At 28.3% G+C, this 20,272-nt stretch carries 23 protein-coding genes and 1 tRNA gene; 5 read left to right on the top strand and 19 right to left on the bottom strand.

Going from position 1 to position 20,272, the window contains the following annotated elements; translation table 11 throughout:
- Window positions 1-10 precede the first annotated feature (10 nt).
- The 13 genes from hisC to lpxB form a co-directional block, all read right to left on the bottom strand.
- Window positions 11-1,099 carry a histidinol-phosphate transaminase gene (gene hisC, locus O6B72_RS06165; RefSeq protein ID WP_269492574.1) on the bottom strand — a complete coding sequence of 363 codons (1,089 nt, stop codon included), beginning with the start codon at window positions 1,097-1,099 and terminating at the stop codon, window positions 11-13.
- Window positions 1,096-2,169, bottom strand: a complete 1,074-nt coding sequence (gene pheA, locus O6B72_RS06170; protein WP_269492576.1) for a prephenate dehydratase — start codon at window positions 2,167-2,169, stop codon at window positions 1,096-1,098. Before pheA ends, hisC begins: the two co-directional genes overlap by 4 nt.
- Window positions 2,170-3,375 (bottom strand): diaminopimelate decarboxylase, encoded by a 1,206-nt coding sequence (gene lysA / locus O6B72_RS06175; protein ID WP_269492578.1) that lies wholly within the window; start codon window positions 3,373-3,375, stop codon window positions 2,170-2,172.
- A gap of 48 nt (window positions 3,376-3,423) precedes the next feature.
- Window positions 3,424-4,485 (bottom strand): LptF/LptG family permease, encoded by a 1,062-nt coding sequence (locus O6B72_RS06180; RefSeq protein WP_269492579.1) that lies wholly within the window; start codon window positions 4,483-4,485, stop codon window positions 3,424-3,426.
- A complete protein-coding gene (gene pth, locus O6B72_RS06185; protein ID WP_269492580.1) occupies window positions 4,482-5,030 on the bottom strand; it encodes an aminoacyl-tRNA hydrolase in 549 nt (182 codons plus the stop codon). Before pth ends, O6B72_RS06180 begins: the two co-directional genes overlap by 4 nt.
- Window position 5,031: 1 nt before the next feature.
- Complete coding sequence (locus O6B72_RS06190) at window positions 5,032-5,565, bottom strand: 50S ribosomal protein L25/general stress protein Ctc (RefSeq protein ID WP_018713599.1); 534 nt, start codon at window positions 5,563-5,565, stop codon at window positions 5,032-5,034.
- A 54-nt stretch (window positions 5,566-5,619) separates the two neighbouring features.
- The gene (locus O6B72_RS06195) at window positions 5,620-6,768 is read right to left on the bottom strand and encodes a type IV pilus twitching motility protein PilT (RefSeq protein ID WP_269492581.1); all 1,149 of its coding nucleotides are present in this window, start codon (window positions 6,766-6,768) and stop codon (window positions 5,620-5,622) included.
- Window position 6,769: 1 nt separating this feature from the next.
- The gene (locus O6B72_RS06200; protein ID WP_269492582.1) at window positions 6,770-7,768 is read right to left on the bottom strand and encodes a transaldolase; all 999 of its coding nucleotides are present in this window, start codon (window positions 7,766-7,768) and stop codon (window positions 6,770-6,772) included.
- Entirely contained in the window at window positions 7,761-8,384 is a 624-nt protein-coding gene (serB, locus tag O6B72_RS06205; RefSeq protein WP_269492583.1) for a phosphoserine phosphatase SerB, read from the bottom strand. Before serB ends, O6B72_RS06200 begins: the two co-directional genes overlap by 8 nt.
- Window positions 8,362-9,126 carry a UDP-2,3-diacylglucosamine diphosphatase gene (locus O6B72_RS06210; protein ID WP_269492584.1) on the bottom strand — a complete coding sequence of 255 codons (765 nt, stop codon included), beginning with the start codon at window positions 9,124-9,126 and terminating at the stop codon, window positions 8,362-8,364. The genes serB and O6B72_RS06210 overlap by 23 nt, the downstream gene beginning before the upstream one ends.
- A complete protein-coding gene (gene argC / locus O6B72_RS06215) occupies window positions 9,116-10,114 on the bottom strand; it encodes an N-acetyl-gamma-glutamyl-phosphate reductase (RefSeq protein ID WP_269487953.1) in 999 nt (332 codons plus the stop codon). The genes O6B72_RS06210 and argC overlap by 11 nt, the downstream gene beginning before the upstream one ends.
- Before the next feature lie 8 nt (window positions 10,115-10,122).
- Window positions 10,123-10,608 carry a transcription elongation factor GreA gene (greA, locus tag O6B72_RS06220; RefSeq protein WP_018713605.1) on the bottom strand — a complete coding sequence of 162 codons (486 nt, stop codon included), beginning with the start codon at window positions 10,606-10,608 and terminating at the stop codon, window positions 10,123-10,125.
- Window positions 10,609-10,688: 80 nt separating this feature from the next.
- Complete coding sequence (lpxB, locus tag O6B72_RS06225) at window positions 10,689-11,741, bottom strand: lipid-A-disaccharide synthase (protein ID WP_269492585.1); 1,053 nt, start codon at window positions 11,739-11,741, stop codon at window positions 10,689-10,691.
- A gap of 314 nt (window positions 11,742-12,055) precedes the next feature.
- Here lpxB and O6B72_RS06230 point away from each other — a divergent pair, with 314 nt between their 5' ends.
- Together O6B72_RS06230 and O6B72_RS06235 are read left to right on the top strand one after the other, a co-directional pair.
- Window positions 12,056-12,976 carry an AEC family transporter gene (locus O6B72_RS06230; RefSeq protein ID WP_269488153.1) on the top strand — a complete coding sequence of 307 codons (921 nt, stop codon included), beginning with the start codon at window positions 12,056-12,058 and terminating at the stop codon, window positions 12,974-12,976.
- Window positions 12,977-13,055: 79 nt separating this feature from the next.
- Window positions 13,056-13,132: transfer RNA gene (locus tag O6B72_RS06235), tRNA-Met, on the top strand.
- A gap of 274 nt (window positions 13,133-13,406) precedes the next feature.
- On the opposite strand, the gene sodB is transcribed toward O6B72_RS06235, so the two are convergent.
- The 4 genes from sodB to O6B72_RS06255 form a co-directional block, all read right to left on the bottom strand.
- On the bottom strand, window positions 13,407-14,063 hold the full coding sequence (gene sodB / locus O6B72_RS06240; protein ID WP_018713609.1) for a superoxide dismutase [Fe]: 657 nt from the start codon (window positions 14,061-14,063) through the stop codon (window positions 13,407-13,409).
- A 119-nt stretch (window positions 14,064-14,182) separates the two neighbouring features.
- A complete protein-coding gene (locus O6B72_RS06245) occupies window positions 14,183-14,326 on the bottom strand; it encodes a hypothetical protein (RefSeq protein WP_018713610.1) in 144 nt (47 codons plus the stop codon).
- A 75-nt stretch (window positions 14,327-14,401) separates the two neighbouring features.
- The gene (locus O6B72_RS06250; protein WP_269492586.1) at window positions 14,402-16,612 is read right to left on the bottom strand and encodes a mechanosensitive ion channel family protein; all 2,211 of its coding nucleotides are present in this window, start codon (window positions 16,610-16,612) and stop codon (window positions 14,402-14,404) included.
- Window positions 16,575-17,210 (bottom strand): carbonic anhydrase, encoded by a 636-nt coding sequence (locus O6B72_RS06255; RefSeq protein WP_051483958.1) that lies wholly within the window; start codon window positions 17,208-17,210, stop codon window positions 16,575-16,577. The genes O6B72_RS06250 and O6B72_RS06255 overlap by 38 nt, the downstream gene beginning before the upstream one ends.
- Before the next feature lie 200 nt (window positions 17,211-17,410).
- Here O6B72_RS06255 and O6B72_RS06260 point away from each other — a divergent pair, with 200 nt between their 5' ends.
- Genes O6B72_RS06260 through ung form a run of 3 tightly spaced genes read left to right on the top strand, consistent with a single transcriptional unit; the run spans window position 17,411 to window position 19,225 of the window.
- On the top strand, window positions 17,411-18,112 hold the full coding sequence (locus O6B72_RS06260; RefSeq protein ID WP_269492587.1) for a Bax inhibitor-1/YccA family protein: 702 nt from the start codon (window positions 17,411-17,413) through the stop codon (window positions 18,110-18,112).
- Between the two features lie 13 nt (window positions 18,113-18,125).
- Entirely contained in the window at window positions 18,126-18,539 is a 414-nt protein-coding gene (locus O6B72_RS06265; RefSeq protein ID WP_373567020.1) for a thiamine-phosphate pyrophosphorylase, read from the top strand.
- Window positions 18,536-19,225: a uracil-DNA glycosylase gene (gene ung / locus O6B72_RS06270; RefSeq protein ID WP_269492588.1), complete on the top strand. Its 690-nt coding sequence runs from the start codon at window positions 18,536-18,538 to the stop codon at window positions 19,223-19,225. Before O6B72_RS06265 ends, ung begins: the two co-directional genes overlap by 4 nt.
- 1 nt (window position 19,226) lies before the next feature.
- On the opposite strand, the gene O6B72_RS06275 is transcribed toward ung, so the two are convergent.
- Both O6B72_RS06275 and O6B72_RS06280 read right to left on the bottom strand, forming a co-directional pair.
- On the bottom strand, window positions 19,227-19,781 hold the full coding sequence (locus O6B72_RS06275) for a hypothetical protein (RefSeq protein ID WP_269492589.1): 555 nt from the start codon (window positions 19,779-19,781) through the stop codon (window positions 19,227-19,229).
- Between the two features lie 163 nt (window positions 19,782-19,944).
- Window positions 19,945-20,250, bottom strand: a complete 306-nt coding sequence (locus O6B72_RS06280; RefSeq protein WP_269492590.1) for a hypothetical protein — start codon at window positions 20,248-20,250, stop codon at window positions 19,945-19,947.
- Window positions 20,251-20,272: the final 22 nt, after the last annotated feature.

Here is a 20,272-nt window from a genome sequence, read left to right on the forward strand (position 1 = left end):
CAAACTCCCTTTAAAGTAGTCCTTCAAGTTCTTTTAAAACTCTTTTATTTTGAGCTCTAAGTCCTATTGTTATACGAATAGCATCTAATTCATAACTCTTTAAATTTCTTAAAATTATTCCTTTTTTTAGTAAATTATCACAAATTTCGCTACTGTTTTTAATAAAAAAGGTTATAAAATTTGTATAACTTGGAATAAATTTAATATTATGTTTTTTTGCAAATTTTTCATATCTTTTCATCTCTTTAAAATTGTTTTTTAAAGTTTTTTTAATATAGTTTTCATCTTCTAAAACAGTAGTAGCAGCTTTTAAACTAAGAGTTGTTATATTAAAAGGAGCTCTTAACTTAGAAAGACTACTTATGATATTTTCATTTGCAACGCCATATCCTACCCTCATACCGCCAAGACCATAAAGCTTTGAAAAAGTTCCTAGATAAATAACATTTTCATATTCGGATATTTTTTTAGGATCTATAAATTTTTTTATATCTTTAAATTTGGCAAATTCATTATATGCCCCATCAATTACAATGAGAGTATTTTTATCAATTTTTTCAATAAATTTATAAACCTCGTCTGCATCCAAACACTCACCAAGTGGGTTATTTGGAACGCATAAAAATATAATTGAAATTTCATTTTGATGCTTTTTAAAGACTTCTAAAAATTCATCTAAATTATGTGTATCTGAAGGTGTTTTATAAACTTTTGCACCAACATGTTTTGCATAAATTTCATACATTGAAAATGTTGTTTTGGCTGTTAGGATTGCTGAGTTTTGATTAGCTTTTGCATGTATTAAAAACTCTATTACTTGATCACTTCCTGAGCCAATGATTATATTATTTGAAGTGACATTATATTTTTTTGATAAAGTCTCTTTTAGTTCAAACATAGAATCATCAGGATATAAATTTGCAAATTTTGCGTTTTGTTTTATTGCTCTTTGAACTAATTTTGAAGTTCCTTGCGGGTTTTCATTGCTAGCAAGCTTTATAATGTCATTTTGCTTTATACCATATTCTCTAATTATTAACTCAATTGGTTTTCCTGGCTCATAGCTTTTAATCTCACTTAAATGTGCATTAAATATCATTTTATCTCCTCATTCATATAGCTTCCAAGCCACATAATCTCATTTCCTTTTTCTTTTGCTAGATTTAAAACTTTTTTAACTCTTTCATCATCAATATGTCCTTCAAAGTCAATGTAAAAATTTACATTAAAATCTTTTTTCTTAATTGGCCTACTTTCAAGCTTTGTTAGATTAATTCCCTCATTTCTAAACATTGCTAAAAAATCAACCAAAGCTCCTGGACTATGATCAGTCTTAACCATAATGGAAGTTTTATCTTTGCTTGTTTTTTCATTTTTAAAATCGCTTAATATAAAAAAGCGTGTTTTATTTGAAAGATTATCTTCTATTTTTTCAAACATAATAGGAACATTATATAAATTTGCAGCTATTTTAGAACAAATTGCTGCTGAATTTGGCTCGGACATAACCATTTGTGCAGCTAAAGCAGTTGATTTTGTAGGTATAAATTCAATCTCATTAAGACCATGTTCTTCTAAAAATTTTAAACACTGATTATAGCCTTGCGGATGAGAATAAATTTTTTTAATCTCTGAAAGGCTCTCATATCTACTAGCAAATGAGTGATGAATATCAAGATAAAGCTCGGCAACAACTTTTATATCTTTATAAGTACCAAGACAGTCAAATGTAACTCCTACTCCACCTTCTGTGTTATTTTCAATAGGCACGACACCATATTTTGCCTCTTTGTTTTTTAAAGCTTTAAAAACAGCTTCGATATCTGAAAGTGCAATATAATTACTAATAGCTCCAAATCTACTTTTTGCAGCCTGATGAGAGTAAGTTCCAAATGGTCCTAAAAATGCCACACTTTGAGGTTTTTCTAAATTTCTAGAAATAGAAAAAATTTCAAAGAAAACAGCTTCGATTGATTTTTTATCAAGCTTGCTAATACTCTCAACTCTTGAAATAATGGCTTTTTCTCTTTCAGGCCTATAAATATGGCTTCTTGCTGCATTTTTAAGTTCGCCTATTTTTTTAACATAACCCATTCTCTCATTTAAAAGCCTTACTATCTCATCATCAACCTTATCAATACAGGTTCTTAAATCATCGATATTTTGCATTTAAACTCTTTCATCCCTTATCAAATCCTCGAAGTTTTCTCTTTTTCTAATAAGTTTTACTTCACTATTTATCAAAGCAACTTCAGCCGGTTTTAGCCTTGAGTTATAGTTACTTGACATTGAAAAACCATAAGCTCCTGCATCTTTTACAACAAGCAAATCACCTTTATCTAAATTTGGCAAATATCTATCTTTTCCTAAAAAATCACCACTTTCACAAATTGGTCCTACTATGTCAAAATTTACCAAATCTTGGCTATCTTTTAAAGAAACAATATTATGAAATGCATTATATAAGCTTGGTCTTAGAAGGTCATTCATAGCACCATCTACGATTAAAAAGTTCTTACCATCGTTTTCTTTTTTATATAAAACTTTTACAAGCATTTCACCTGCATTTGCTACAATACTTCTTCCAGGCTCACAAACAATCGTACAGTCTTGCCCATCTAATGCTTTTAAAACTCCTTGAGCATACTCATATAAATTTATAGTTTTTTCATCAGCATATTTTATGCCAATTCCACCACCAATATCAAAAAATTTAATATCGATTTCCAAAGCTTTTAACTCTCGCATTAGGTTCGATACAAGTTTTGCTGATTCTAAAATCGGAGTAGCATCACTTAGTTGAGATCCAATATGAAAGTGAATTCCTATACTTTCTAAAAATTCACTTTTTTTAGCATAAATGTAAATTTTCCTAGCCTCATTTATGCTAACACCAAATTTATTTTCTTTAAGTCCAGTTGAAATATAAGGATGGGTTTTAGGATTAATATTTGGATTTACTCTAACGCTAATTCTAGCTTTTAAATTTAAACTCTTTGCTATTTTTTCAACATTTAAAAGCTCTTCAAAGCTTTCAATATTTAACATTAAAATATCTTCTTTTAAGGCATTTTCTATCTCATCATCGGTTTTTCCAACGCCAGAAAATATTATTTTATATTTACTTGCTCCAGCTATTAAAGCTTTTTTAACTTCGTTAAAGCTAACACAGTCAAAACCGCTTCCAAGATCTGCTAAAAGCTTTAAAATGCTCAAATTTGAATTTGCTTTAACAGCGTAACAAATTAAAGATTTTCTTGCTCTAAATGCTTCTTTTAGATCTAAATAATTATTTTTAATTTTATCAAAATCGTAAATATAAAGTGGGGTTTTATAAGTTTTGGCTAAATTTTCGTAATTTTTTATATCAATCACATTAAACCTTCTGTTTTAAATTTAGAGTAGATTTTACTTAAAATTTACTTAAATGTTTCTAAACACCAAAGAAATAGCATATAGTCCAAGTAAAATAATCGGTAATATTATACCAATTTCAGGTACTATAACGCCTGTTATACAAAATCTTGTGAGCACAAAGATAGTACCCCAAATTAAAAGCGTTACTATAAAAAATATAAAGCTTAAAATGGCAAGATTGTGAAATCTATTAGTTACTGGGAAGTGATAAAATAAAATTACAAGCATAATGCAAGCAAAAAATGGTGAAAAAACAAGGCTATAAAGGGCTGATTTGATAGAACTTATATTTACACCTTGGTTTTTAAAGCTTTTAATTGCCTTTAATGCATCTTTTATAGAGTAAACATTTGAGTTATCGTAAACTTTTTCTATACTTGATGGATCAAAGCCATAAAGACTTTCAAATTTTGATCTTTTAAATCTACTAAAACCATCTTTGCCTATTGTTAAATCAAGCGGTAAAATAATTCCTTCATCATCAAAAAAAGTCCATTTTTCATCATCATAAATTGCACTTTTTGCATGAGATAAATTTTGCACTTTAGAGTCTTTTATCTTGATTATATTTATATCTTTTGCAACTTTTGCAACTGCATTAAATTCTTTTATGTAGAGATAAGTGTCTTCATATTTTAAAAAAACACCATTACTTACTTTGCCAACCATATTTAAATTTTCAAGATTGTCTCTATATCCATTTGAATAAACAAATGACGTTGTATTTAAATATATGAAAAATAAAGTTATTATAAGTGAAATAAAAAAAGGGCCTTTTAAAAGGCTAAATTTAGACAACCCTAAAGCATAAAAACTTATTAGCTCATTGTTTCTTATCATGTTGAAAAACTCAAGTATTAAAGCAAAAATTAAACTAAGTGGCAAAATATATCCAACACCACTCATAGCAGTAAATCCGACATAAAGAAGTATTAAATTTGCACTTGATGGCAAATCTTTTAAGTTTAAAAGTATATCAATACCAACATAAAAGCATTCAAGTGCCACAAAAAGTATGAAAAAGTATTTTATATAAACAAGGCTTACATATTTTAAATATATTTTCACTTTATAATTTCTTTTGTTGTAAATTTATTTCTAACGCTTGTAAGGTCGTTTTTTACAAGCTCTAAAGTTGCAATTTTAGCATAGTTTAAAATTTCATCCAAATTTTTCATCTCATCATCATTAAATTTAGATAAAACATGATTTATCACATTTTTTTTATCGTTTCCTATGCCAATTCTTACTCTTTCATACTCATTGCCAATTAAATTATCAATTGACTTTATGCCATTATGTCCACCACTACTTCCACCTTTTTTGAACTTTATAGCACCAAATTTAAGATCTAAATCATCATGAATTACTATGATTTTTTCAGGCTTATAGAAGTCATTTACAGCCTTTACACTATTTCCGCTTAAATTCATAAAAGTAAGTGGTTTGAGAAGCAAAAGAGAGCCTTTTTTATAAAGCTCTCCTTGAAATTTTGTAGAACTCTCCAGACTAAAAGAACTGTCTTTTAGCTTGTCAATTACCATAAATCCAATATTGTGTCTTGTTAGCTCATAGTTTTTGCCAGGATTTCCAAGACCAACTATAAGAATCATTTTACGCTGAGAAAACTCCAGCTACAGCAACATCATTTCCATCTAAAATAGTTACATTTTCAGGAGCTTTTATGTCTCTTACAAGCATAGAATCACCTGTATCAAGTGAAGTTACATCTATATTAAAGCTATTTGGAAGATCTTTTCCTTTGCAATGAACTCTTAATCTTCTTTTTAGCTGAACTAAAATACCTTTATTTTTTAAACCTATTGGAGTTCCACTAACTTTTACTGGAATATAGTATTTTGAAACCACATCATCTAATACAACTCTTAAATCAACATGAGTTAACGTGTTTAAAACAGGATCTTTTTGATATTCTTCAACGATTACTTTATATGTTTTACCATCTACTTTTATTTCAAATGCAAGATTTTCTTTATCTCTTACATATTTCATAAAATCGTTTGTTTTAAACGCAGCATAGATATTATCTATACCTTTTGCATAGATATTTGCGATTAGATAACCATCTCTTTTTAAAGCTTTTGCAGCTTTTTTACCGATACTCTCTCTAATAATACCTTCTAACATTTTTTTCCTTTTTAATAAAATGAATTTTGGATAATACCAAAAATTGGCTAAATTTTATCTTATATCTTTAAGTTTTATCTCATCAGCCTCATCTGCTTCGCCAGCTTTACTTTTTCTTTCAAGCTCAATATTTTTAATGTTAATTTCTAAGTCAGCCCTATTTGAGCTTTTATCAAGTGCTTCTTCTCTTGTTATAATTCCATCTCTAAACAGATCAAGCAAGTGCTGATCAAATGTTTGGGTTCCGTAGATATTTCTTCCCTCCTTTATAGCATCTGTTACTTCGCCTACTCTATCTTCTAAGATCATATCCCTAATTCTAACACTTCTTCTTAAAACCTCAACCGCCGCTCTTCTTTTATTATCTGTTGTAGCAACTAATCTTTGAGAAATAACAGCTTGCAAAACAGAAGCAAAAGCTATTCTTATTCTATTTTGCTCTTCACCTTCAAACATGGAAATAACCCTGTTAATGCTTTCTTTTGCATCGAGTGTGTGAAGTGTTGATAAAACAAGGTGTCCAGTTTCAGCTGCGTGAAGTGCAGTTTCAATTGTTTCTAAGTCTCTCATCTCACCAACAAATATAATATCGGGGTCTTCTCTTAATGCAGCTCTTAATGAATCAGCAAAAGTATTACAATTTTGCCCAATAGCTCTTTGGTTTATAACACACTTTGCATCATCAAAAACAAACTCAACCGGATCTTCGATAGTTACTATATGGTTTTGTCTTGTGTGATTTATATGATTTATCATACTTGCAATTGTAGTTGTTTTACCACTTCCTGTTGGACCAGTTACTAAAACAAGTCCCATTAATGTCTCATCAGCTATTTTTTTTAAAACAGGTGGTAAAAGAAGCTCTTCCATTTTTGGGATATTTCTTGGAATTGTTCTAAAAACTGCACTTATGCCACTAATTTGTAAAAATAAATTTACACGAAATCTATAATCATCATTTAAAATATATGTAAAATCTAGGCTTTTTTTATCATCAAGCTCATTATATCTTTTTCCAACTAAAGCTTTTGCAAGTTCTTCTGCTTCTTCTTTTGTTAAAATTCTATCACCAAAATTTACAATTTTTCCGTTAATTCTTCCCCTTATTAGAGAAGTTGCTTTTAAGTGAAGGTCACTTCCACCATGACTTACAAGAGCTTCAAGGTATTTATTAAGAAATTTAATATACGGATTGTCACTCATTTTACTCTCCTTTTAAATTCTTTAGAATTTCATCAAATGCAATTTCAAACTGTTTTAGTCCATCTTCTAAAAGTTCTTTATAAATTTCTTTTATATCTATCTCTTTTTGCTTTAAAAGATCGAAAAACTCATTTATAACTTCATCACTAACTGGTTTGATAACTTTTTTCTCGCCTTTTAAAAACTCTTTTATTGTATTAAGTGGGGCTGTATTTACTGAATTTTCAAACATAAGCTCATCAACATAATAAGATGGCCTTAAGCTACCACCTTTAACTCCAGTACTTGCAAATAAAGCTCTTACATTTGATAATCCAAAATTTTGCACCTCATAATAGCATTTTGTTGCATTATAAATGCCAAGTTTTGCAGTTGGGATATTTAAAGTAGCAAATTTTTCATCCATTAACCTATCAAATCTACTTACAAATATACTGATAACGGCTTTTGGTAAAGTTGCTCCTGGAAATCTTTTTTTAAATTTTTTAGTTCCATTTTTAAAAGCTTCGAGACAATTTTTTGTTTGATTTGGAGAAAAAATAAGTGTTGCATTTACATTTATACCTTTTGATAAAAGATCGCTCATAGCTTCAAATCCCTCATCTGTTGCTGGAACTTTTATCATAACATTTGGCATACCGATGCTTGCATAAAGTCTTTTTCCTTCTTTATATGTCTCTTTTGCACTACAACTTAGAGTTGGATCAACTTCTAAACTTATAAATCCATCGTTTTTTTCTACATAGTTTTCAAGCATTGCTTCAGCAGCTAAACGAATATCTGAAGTTGCTAAAATTTCATAAATTTCTTTTGGTTTTTTATGTGAATATTTTGAAATTTGATCTTTATATGCGGGTGAGCTTAAAATCGCATTTTTAAAAATACTAGGATTTGAAGTTGCACCATTTATTACCCCATTTTTTAAGAGTTCTTTAAACTCACAGCTTATAAAATCTCTTTCTACAAAATCACACCAAAGTGAAAAATTACCATCATACATATTCTTTTATCCTTTCTAAGTCTTTTTCATCAATACAATGTGTTGCATGTTTTTTTAGAACTTCATTTGCGCAAAAAGCTACTCCCATACCAGCTTCATTAAACATAGAAATATCATTTGCTCCATCACCTACACACATAACTTCATCTTTTTTTAGATTCATTAAAGCCATGAGCTCTTTTAAAACCTTACCTTTTGAGTATCCAAACATCATCTCTCCACCAACTTCACCGGTTAAAATACCATTTTTTTCATGTAAGTAATTTGCAAAACTTGCATCAAATCCAAGTTTTACCTTTGCTAAATCAGTAGCCACATGATATCCACCACTAAAAACAACAACAGTAATGTCTTTTTGTTTTAAATATGAAATTATCTCTTTTGCACCTTTTATAAAAGGTAGTTTTTCCACTGTTTTTATAATTTCATCTAAGCTTACACCTTTTAAAAAACTAACTCTTTGTTTTAAACTCTCAAAAAAGTCTAACTCACCAGCCATTGCTTTTTTGGTAATTTCTTCAACCTCTCTTTCTTTATTTACTGCTCTTGCTAAAAAACTGATAGTCTCTCCGTCCATTAGCGTATTATCAAAGTCAAACACACAAAGTTTTATCATTATTTTCCTTTATAAAATTTTTATAATTATACTCAAATGGCTTTAAAATTAAATTTTTATTTTCAAATTTTACTTTATAGGCCTTAGGCTCTACCGCAAAAGAGTTAAGATTAAAATAATTTTTTTTTTCAAATTTAAAAAATACATCTTGATGATAATGCCCTTCTATAACGTAATCTGCGTTGTAATTTAATAGTTTTTTTTCTATGTATTTATCAAAATTTATAAATTTTTTATATAAAATTTTATTCTCTTGAGATTTTAAAATAGCTTTTGAAATTTTATAATACAAAATTTTATCAATTAAATTCATAATATTTAAAAAAACCTTATTTCTTAAAAAAAGCAAAATTTTTTGTGTAAAAAAAGGTAAAAAAATGTCTCCATGTGCTAAGGCTATTTTATGATTAAATTCATCTGTAAAAAAAACTGGTTGAGCACTATTTTTAAAAACCTTGATATTCTTAAAAATTTTACTTAAATTAAAATCATGATTTCCTTCAAGATAATAAATTTCATATTTTTTTGAAAGTTTGTTTAACAACCCTATTTCTTTTTCATAAAATTTTTTTACAAAATCCGTGTTTGTTAAAAAATCAAAAATATCACCCATTAAAAAAATTTGTGGAATTTTTGGATTTTTTTCATCCAAAAACTTTAAAAAATTGAAAAAAAAATGCTTATTCTTATTTTCGTGACAATCACCTATAAAAATAGCATTTTCAAGTAGTTTAAACTCCATAAGCAAATTTATTAAGTCCTAAGCTTTCATCAAAACCAAGCATTAAATTTGCATTTGCCAAAGCTTGCGAACTAGCTCCTCTTAGCAAGTTATCAATGCTTGAGTTTATCCAAATTTGATTATTTTTTGTTTTGACACAAATATCACAAAAATGCGTTCCAGCAGTATCTTTTACACTAACTGGATTTTGTCTTATTCTGATAAATTTTTCATTTTTATAAAAATTATTTAATACTTCAAAAGCATCGCAATCTTGTTTTAAGGTGCCAAATACACTAACCAACATTCCTCTTGTTATAGGCACTAAATGTGGAACAAACATCAAATTTATGTTTTTTTTAGATGCGATTTCAAGTTTTTCTTTTATCTCATCTGCATGTCTATGAGTAAGCGGAGCATAAGCATTTATGTTTTCATTAACACTTACAAAATGACTTGTTTCTTTTAGGCTTTTTCCAGCTCCACTTACTCCACTTTTTGCATCAACAAATATACTTGGTTCTAAATACTCAATAAATGGAAGTGTGGCAAGCAAAGTTGCTGTTGGATAGCATCCTGGATTTGCAACAAGTTTGGCACCTTTTATAAAATTTCTATTTATTTCAACTAAACCATAAACTGCATTTTTTAGATTTTCTTTATCTAAATGTGTAGTATAGTTTTTTTCATAATTTTCTAAGCTTACTCTATAATCAGCTGATAAATCAACAACCTTTATATTATATTTTAGAATTTCTTTAGCAAATTCCATTGATGCTTTATGAGGGAGTGCTAAAAAAACTAAATCACATTTTTGAGCTGCTGTTTTAGCATCTGCAACCTCAACATCAAAGTCTAAAACACCCTTTAAAGATGGAAAAATTTCATCTATCTTAGATTTTTTAGTAGCTGCTAAATAAGTTAAATTTAATTTTGGATGATTTAGTATAAGCCGTAAAAGTTCAAATCCAGTATACCCGCTAACACCTATAATTCCTACATTTTTCATAATATTGCCTAAAATTTAATTTCTTTATAAAAAACTTCTAAAATTTCAACTTCACTTGTTCCATTTGGAAGATTTAAAGATATGTAATCCCCCTCTGCTTTTCCTAAAAGTTGCCTTGCAAGAGGAGTATTAATACTAATTAGTCCTCTACTTATATCGCTTTCACTACTTCCAACAATTGTATAGGTTTTCTCACGCTCAGTTTCTACATCTAAAAATTTAACAGTTGAACCAAATTTAACTTTATCATGGATATATGTGCTAGGATCAATTACTTCGGCTTTTGCCAAAATACTGCTAATTTCTGCAATTTTTCCTTCCATAAAACTTTGCTTTTCTCTAGCTGCATGATACTCAGCATTTTCTTTTAAGTCTCCATGACTTCTTGCAATATCAATTTCTTCTGCAACATTAGGTCTTTCAACCAAAGTTAAGTGTTTAAGTTCATTTGATAGCTTTTCATATCCATAAATTGTCATAGGTTCTCTTGCCATAATTTTTTTCCTTTTTTTATTTTTTTATTTTTTTATTTTTTTATTTTTTTATTTTTTTATTTTTTTATTTTTTTATTTTTTTATTTTTTTATTTTTTTATTAATTATACTTGTTTTTAAAATTTGAGCTACATTTTTTGCACTTCCAAATTTCAAATATTTTTTTAACTCATATTTTGCCTCTTTAAATTTATTAATATCACACTCTAAATACGCCTTATATAAATTTAAAGCCGTTACATCGCCTTGTAAAAGCTCTTTATGAAGTTCGGATTTACCCATAAAATCATAAAATATATTTGCTAAACCAATATGTTTTATTTTAACAAAATTCTTAGCTATAAAAAAATCAATCTCTCTAGCTTTATAGCAAAGCACAAAAGGTGTTCCAATTAAGGCTGATTCAAGTGTTGCAGTTCCTGAGCAAATAAAAGCAAAATCACTTTTTTGCAAAGATTCATGAGTATTTGTACTAATCACAAATCCCCTTGTATCTCCGTAAATTTCATCACCTTTTAAACCTGGCGGAGTAACTAAAATTTTAGTAAAATCATCATCAAATTTACAAACTAGCTCTCTAAAAATAGGCATAAGTCTTTTTATCTCAGCTTTTCTTGAACCTGGTAAAAAAGAGATAGTTTTTTTAGGAGTATAGTCATCTTTAAAGCTCTTAATCTGATCTAAAAGCGGATGTCCTACAAAGGTTGATCTTGAATAGAATTTTTCATCAAAAGGCAATATTGAGGCCAAATTATCACAAAATGCTTCTACTTTTTTTACTCTTCTTTTCTTCCATGCCCAAACTTGTGGCAAAATATAATAAGTAATTTTTGCCTTTACTCCTTCTTTTTTTAATGCTTTTGCAAGTGGGAGATTAAACGCTGGACTATCTATTAAAAGCACCATGTCACACTCTTTGGCGAGCTTTACCATTTCTTTTATAGCTTTTTTTGCTTTAAAAATAAGTGGTAAAACTTCAACAAATCCCATAGCACTAAACTCACTACTTGCAAGTAGAGGTTTTCCAAATTTTGGATCAAAAATACCTTTTAGCTCATAATTTTCAAGATTTTTTAAAATACATCCTAAATGTAAATTTGCCGATGGCTCCAAAGATGAGACTAAAATTTTCATAAACTTCCTATTTTTTTAAGACAATTATATCAAAATATCTAAAAGCTTTTTTAAAAATTCCGCTAATTATCACCAAAGCTCTACTAACACACAAAAAACAGATCTAAAATATCACATTTATTCACGCTTTGTTTTTAACAAAAAATAGCCATAAAACAGAGCTTATGATATAAAGTCCTTCATTTATAAATTTAAATTTAAAAGAGAATTTTAATAATTTTTTTAAAAAATATTTTAATATAAATTTTTTAAATTTAAGTATAAATTTAGATTTAAAATATTATATTTCCAACTTTAATTTTTAAAAAAGGAGAATTATGGTTTTTGAACCTTTATTTGCCATTTTTATGATACTTGGCGGAGGCTATATAGCAAAAAAGGCCAAAATTTTAAAACAAAAACAAACCAGAATGTTTTTTGACTTTGCGATAATTTTTGCAACCCCATGTTTGATATTTAATAGAATTTATCACCTACAAATTGACTTAACTTTAATTTCGCTTATTTTTACAGGATTTATTTCTACATCATTGGCGGCACTTATATCATTTGCAATAGGAAAAATTTGTAGGTTTTCAAAAGCGACTTTGGTTTCAGTTGTAGTGCTATCATCTTTTGGAAATACATTATTTGTTGGAATGCCAATAGTTGAAGGTGTTATAGGCACACCAAGTGCTATTGGTGAAGTTATATTTTATGATGCATTAGCTGGCGCTTTACCAATATCTTTATTTGTGCCACTTATTTTATCGCTTGGCTCAAATGAAAAATTTAGCCTCATAAATAGTGTTAAGAAAATATTTTCTTTTCCACCATTTTACGGACTTTTACTTGGAATAGGACTTAAAATTATAGATATTCCTGATTTTATTTTTAAACCTATTATAATGCTAGGAGATGCTGCCACACCAGTTGCGTTATTTGCCATTGGATTAAGTCTTGGATTTGGTGCTATAAAAAGCTCCTATAAACAAACTATAGTTGTAATTTTATGTAAAATGATAATAGCTCCATTAATTTTCATTATACTTTTTAAATCTCTTGGTTTTGAAATTACAAATAGCCTTAAAATTGCATTTTTAGAAACTACCATGCCAACAGCTACGATAGTTTGTGCAATGGTTATGAAGGCAAAAATGGATTCAAATTTAGCAGTTAGTTCAGTTGCCTTTGGATTAATTTTTAGTATTATTTCAATGCCATTTTGGGTCTATATAATGCAAAATTTAGGCTAAATTTGATTTATAATAAAAATGTTTAAAGTTAAAATAAGAATTTATTTGGTATAATTCATACTTCTTTTTTTAACTTTGTGTCAGGGTAGCTCAGCTGGTTAGAGCGCTGGTCTCATAAGCCGGAGGTCGGGAGTTCAAGTCTCCCCCCTGATACCATTTTTCAACTTCTAAAATATTCAAAAATTTAAATAAATACTATGCGCGAACAATAACAATATAACTAATTTGCAAAATGCATCTTAGAATTTAATAATAAAATTTGAAATAATTAAAAAATAAATAATAAAATTTTAAAATAATAAAAGAGATAATTTTATAAAAACAATTTTAAGGATGAAAATACAAAATTTTATTTTTAAATATGTTAAGTTTTATTAAGCAAATTTTGAAGCCCAAAATGGGCTTCAAAATTTAAAGTATTTTAATTAAATTAAGCGTTGCATGAACAGCCACAACTTTTTTTAGCAAGTTCTGGGTGAATGTCTTTTATATAAAATTTAACTGAATTAACACCTTCTTTTAAAGCCCACTCATAAGCTTGTGATACAAATTCCCAGTTAATATTCTCATAAAATTTCTCTAGATATGCAGGTCTTGCATTTTGAGTATCAAGATAATATGCATGCTCCCAAACATCAACAACCAAAAGTGGAATTTTTCCATCAGTTACAGGTGTTGCTGCATTTGAAGTTTGAATAATTTCAAGTTTTTTTGAGTTTGGATCATAAGCCAACCAGCACCAACCAGAACCAAATAATGTTGTAGCTGCTTTTAAAAACTCGGCTTTAAAATCGTTAAAATTTTCATCTAAAGCTTTTTTTAACTCATCACTAATATCTGATTTTTTAGCTATACAATCCCAGTAAAAATCGTGATTATAAACTTGAGCTGCATTATTAAAAAGACCACCTTTTGCTTTTGTTAAAATATCATAAAAACAAGCATCTTTAAACTCACTATCTTTTACAAGATTATTGAAATTATTAACATAAGTGTTGTGATGTTTTCCATGGTGAAAATTACAGGTTTGTTCACTAACTACTGCATTGCTTTTTGCACAAAACGGAAGAACTCTAAGTTTTAACATTTTTTATCCTTTAATATAAAATTTAAAATCATTATATTGTTTTAAAGTAACAAAAAAGTAAGCAGATTGTAAATAAGAGTTATTTTGTATTATTACAATCTGCAAAAATTTAGCATTTTTTAGTATTCATCATCAAAAGTATAATCGTCTTTGTCGTAAACAAACTCATCATCATCCAAATCTCCCCAATTTTCTTCATCATCGTAAAGATCTTCATCAAAATCTTCACTTGGGTCGAAGTCATCTTCAAAGTCGTCTCTCATACTTATCTCCTTAGTAAAAATAGGCTTTAACTAATTAAAGCCTTGTAATTTTACTATTTTTTTTCAAAATTTCAACTATTTTTTGTCAATATTTTTATCATTTTTATCATCTACATCGATCTGTTTTGCTTCTGTGGCTTTATCGCCATTATCCTTAACTGAAATAATATCTTTAAGCATAGGAGTTTCTTCTATGTAGATGCTTTTAGAGGGGAAGGCAAATCCGACTTTATGTTTTTCTAAAATTTTCATCATTTTTATCATAACATCTTGTTTAACGTCCAAAAATTCAGCCCAAACAACACTTTTAGTAAAACAATAAATCATAATATTTATAGATGAATCATCAAATTTATCGAGTGTTACAAATAAATTATTTTTATATCCTGCTAAATCATCCAATGAAACAATGCTTTGTCTATATTTAAATCTCATATCATTTAATGCATCTTTTTTTGTAGGATTTGCAATGCCTGGATGAGTATAAAGCATCTCTTTTATCTCTTTTATAACTTGCTCAACCATATGCGGAGGCGTTGCATAATTTAGACCTAAAAACATTTTTATCTGTCTTCCAACTTTTCTTCTACTCCAGTTTATTATATTATTATCAATAATTTTTGAGTTTGGAACAAAGACTAAAGAGTTATCAAAAGTTCTAATAGTTGTTTTTCTTAGCCCTGTTTCAACAACAGTTCCCTCAACATTACCTACAACTATCCAATCTCCTTGAGAAAATGAGTTATCAAATAAAACCATAATTGAAGCAAATAAATTTGCAATAATATCTTTAGTTGCCAAAGCAACAGCCAAACCACCTATTCCAAGTGAAGCAACAATGGCTGAAACATTTATCCCCATTTTGGTTAAAATAAGTAAAAATGCAACTATGATAACAACGATATATAAAATTTTAACAACTAAATTTAGCACTTCTTTTCTACTGCTTTTTTTGGCTAATTTGCTAATTATTATAATTCCGTAACCATTAATAATTTCAATAATAAGCCAAGAGTATAGAAGAATAAAAATTACTCCAAAGGCTTTATTAAATATCAGCGGAACAGGGCTTGGATAGTAAAAAATACTCAAACAAATATCAACGCCATAAGCTATCAATAAAACACCAAGTGGTTTTTTGATAAGATCAACAACTTGTGTTTTTATCTCTATGTTTTTTTCTTTATTTTTATTAAAGAGTGTAAAAACAAAATAGATGATATTTGCTAAAAATCGCCTTATTGAAAATAAAAGAACCATTATTAAAATAATTGGAATTATTTTTCCCAAATTTATAGCACTTGCTTCAAAAGGCGATAAGTCGTTAATATAATCAATTATAAATTTTAAATTTAATCCAACAAAAAGAGCATTTCCAGTTAATAAATTTGTATTTTTTGAAAGATAACTTAAAATTTCTTCATAAGTTTTTTGATTTGATATTAAATTTGAATATTTTTTATTAAGTGTAGTATTTTGATCATCTTTTATATTAAGCTCATTTATCTTATTTTTTATATTTGAAAAATCTTTAATTTGCAAATTTAAAAGCGTATCTTGGATAAGTTTTTTTATCTCGCTTTCTTTTTTGCCCTCTTTAAACATATACTCAAGTCTTAGCAAAGATGAGTAAAAATTTTCACCAATTTCTATGGCAGTAAGACTTAAATTCGTATCAAAATAGTCAAATGAATTTTTTCTGTTTTGTAGTTTTGATAATTTTTTATTTAAATCTTTTTTATTTGTAAGATATGCTATTAAAGCTGCTTCATCAACTGTTTGGCTTGTAATAGCAGATGGTATATGCAAAAGCAAACTCTCTTTTGTTCTTTGTAAGCTAGAGACCTCATCGGCTGTTTTATTCGAATCATCAGAAGCTTTTAAAAGATCTATTTTTATATTTATATCTTTTATCTCTTTAACTATATCGCCTAAACTTTGCTTGTTAGAATTATCAGGTTTTTTTGGCGAATTTACCGCTTTTTCGGCTATGAGCTCAGCAACTGCGATTTCATTATCGCTTTTATTTGCCTCTTTCCCATCAGTTAAAAACTCAACAAGTCTTTCTTTTTCAGCGGTTTTATTTTCTTCTGAAATTTGCTCTGTGCTTTGTTTTATAATACCACTTAATACCGAGTTTTGCTTAACTTCTTCAGTTTTATTTGCCTCGGTTTGATTTGCTTCGGTCAAAACCTCATCAACTTTCGGCAAATCTGTATTTTTTGCTTGTAAACCAAGTAAAAAAATACTAGTTATCAGCAAAAATTTCGTTATAAATTTTTTCATAATCACTCCCTTCATTTAATAATTCAAAGTCCTTTGTTACCATATCATAACTAAACAAAGAACCAGTTTCTATGATATAATGCCAGCCATAAATTCTTATCTTTCCAAGCTTAACGCCCTCTTTTACACCTGGATAAGTTAAAAGGTTGTCAATCGAGTTTACTATATTTAATCTCTCAACAAACCATGCTTTTTTCTTCAAATTGCTAAGTCCTAACGCCTCAACTTGAGCTTTAACGTTGTCCAAAGACTTGAGCCAAGTTTTAACATTCGGTGTTTTATCAAATTTGCTCTCATCGTAGTAAAGTGCCGCACAACCACCACAATTACTATGCCCACAAATAATAATATCTTTTATGTTTAAAATATACAAAGCATACTCAATGGCTGAAGTTGTGGCTAAAAACTCATCGCTAACCCTATATTTTGGTATGATATTTGCTATATTTCTTATAACAAACATCTCACCTGGTTTTGTATTTGTTATAAGATTTGGCACAACTCTTGAGTCAGAACATCCAATAAAAAGTGTATGTGGAGTTTGGCTATCTTTTAAAGTTTTAAAAAGTTCAGCATTTTCCTTAAAGTACTTCTCCATAAACTCTATTCCGCCTTTTACCACATTTGAATTTTCCAAATTATCCAAAATTTTTTCCTTAAATAAAGATTTTTGTTATTCTACCTTAAATTTAAAAACAGATATAAAATTTAAACTTACTTTTATATAATAAATTTAAATTTAGATTTTATTTACTGAGTTTTTGATAAAATCAATATAAAAATTAAAAAGGAGAAAATATGAGTTTATACGATAGAGATTATGTACAAGATTCTCAAAGTATAGAGCATTCACTCGAGCAAGGTTCGGAATTAAGTACTTTTATAAAAGATACTTATAAACTAATTGCGGCTTCATTAATTGCAGCTGTTGCAGGAGCGTTTGTAGGGATGAATGCAGGAATTCCAAGAAGTCCTATGCTTTCAATTTTATTTTTAGCAGTTGAGCTTATTATGCTTTTTGGTATGAGTTTTGCTGATAAAAGAGGCATGAGAGGACTTGCTCTTGGATTGCTTTTTGCTTTTACTTTTGTCACAGGACTTTTTTTAGGACCTGTTTTAAGCATGTATGTTGGAGCTGGTGCAGGACATGTAGTCACACAAGCTTTTGTTATGACAGCAGTTGCTTTTGGCGGACTTACACTTTATGCTATAAATGCAAAAGCTGATTTTAGCTCTTGGTCAAAGCCACTATTTTTTGTGCTTTTAGGCGTGATAGTTGCTGGACTTTTAAATCTATTTTTATTCAAAAGCACAATGCTTTCACTTGGAATTTCATCAGTAAGTGCGATTTTATTTAGTATGTACATACTTTTTGATACACAAAATATCATAAGAGGAAGATATGATTCTCCTATTATGGCAGCTGTTGGCATGTATCTAAACATATTAAATTTATTTATTTCACTTTTAAATATTTTAGGAATTTTAAATAGAGACTAAAATTTATCGCATAATTGATGCGAATTTAAACCGCTTTAAAGAAGGTATCAGAGTTGTTGAAGATATACAAAGATATATTTTTAACGATAAAGAGCTTTCTTTAAAGCTTAAAAACTTACGACATTTAGGAAATTTAAAGAGTTTAAAATTACAAATAAATTGTTTAAATTCCCGCGATACAAATCTCGATGTGCTTAAAAAATCGATAGATTTAGAACTCCAAAGAAAAGATTTAAGCTCCGTTTTAACTGCGAATTTAAAACGCTCACAAGAAAGTGCAAGAGTTTTAGAAGAAATTTTTAAACTTATTGATTTAGACAATTCACAAGTTTTTAAAAATGCAAGATATGAGCTTTATGATTTAGAAAAAGAAATTTTAACTAAGTTTTTAGAACATTCAAAAATGGGAAATAGGCCTATAAAATGAGTATTTTACTTGAAAATGTTAAAATAGAAAAAAGCTGGAAAGAAGCTTTAAAAGATGAGTTTTTATCACCATATTTTGAAAATTTAAAAGCAAATTTAATTATTTCAAAAAAACAAGCTACTGTTTTTCCACCATCAAATTTGATATTTAACGCGTTTAATCTAACACCATTTGAGAAAGTAAAAGTTGTTATTTTAGGACAAGATCCGTATCACGGAGACAATCAAGCAATGGGGCTTAGCTTTTCAGTTCCAAAAGGTGTAAAAATTCCACCAAGCCTAATTAATATTTATAAAGAAATTTATGATGATTTAGGCATAAGTGAACCAAATAGTGGAGATTTAACATATTGGGCAAAACAAGGAGTTTTACTTTTAAATGCGAGTTTAAGCGTTGAAAAAGGTAAGCCAAACTCACACAAAGACTTTGGCTGGCATCTATTTAGCGATGCAGTGATAAAAAAAATAAGTGATAAAAAAAATGGAGTTATTTTTTTGCTATGGGGTAATTTTGCTAAAAATAAAGCAAATTTAATAGACCAAAATAAACATTTTATTCTAACAGCCCCACACCCAAGCCCTTTGGCAAGAGGTGGTTTTTTTGGTTGCAAACATTTTTCAAAAACAAATGAAATTTTAAAAAAGCTTGAAAAAAGCCCGATTGACTGGGATTTAAATAATTATTAGTTTATTCACGATATTCAAGCTCAAGTTTTAAATCCATATTATTATTTTTTGCTATCATTTCAAAATATTCTTTTGAGATGTTTTGTGTCATTTCAAGCATTTTTGGTTCATATTTTCGCAAAGTTGAATTTAAAGCCTCCAACATCTTTTTTTCTACATCGAACTCAGTTCCATTTTCATCAATTGGGGCATATTTTTCTCTTCTTGTTTTTAAATGTGCTATTCTTCTATCTATTGAAATCTGCTCTGGTCTTGGAAGTTTTACATAAAGTGTTTTTTTATCACTGCCATAGACTTTTACTTTTATCTTATCAAGTGGATATCCGTAAAATATCCTAACATCATCAACTCTTACATAAAAATCATTGCTTCTTATTAAATTTTTACTTGTATTTGTAAAGTCAATCCCATAAAAAGCTTCTAAATTTGACAAATATCCCATATCTTTTAAAATTTGAGAATTTAGTTTTTGCGTTAAAGCCTCATTTTCTTCACTATTAAAACAGCCTGTAATTAAAAAAGAAATTATTAAAAATAAACATAATCTAAATCTCATAAATTATCCTTTGTCTCATTTTGACTTGTCTGAATATTATTAGAGCAATAATTTTTCAAAAATGTCATCAACATATTTTTACCATTTTTTGATATAGAATTTCCATAATTTTGATATATATGTCTTCTTATTTCTATGTCACTTTTTGTGCCATTTACCTCTTTTATATCATATGAATCACACTCTGATCTTGTATATTTTCCATAAATTTCTGATGAAACTGGATTTGTGGACTTGGCAAATTTTCAATGTTGTCATTTTGACAAATATCATTTTCATATTTTTTGAAAATTTCATAAATATTTTTGTAACCAAGTCCAACTTCATAACGTCTAAGACAATAACCATCTGCCATATTAGGATCATCTGAAAATAGAGTAAACTTATCTTTAAAAACAATAATTGGCACATAAGCAAAAGATGTAAATAGCGTATCGATTTTTTTACTTCCTCGAAGACTTACTTCCATACTTGTCTTTCCGCTTTTTTTA

Source organism: Campylobacter ureolyticus (assembly GCF_027277485.1).
GTDB classification, from domain to species: Bacteria; Campylobacterota; Campylobacteria; order Campylobacterales; family Campylobacteraceae; genus Campylobacter_B; species Campylobacter_B ureolyticus_B.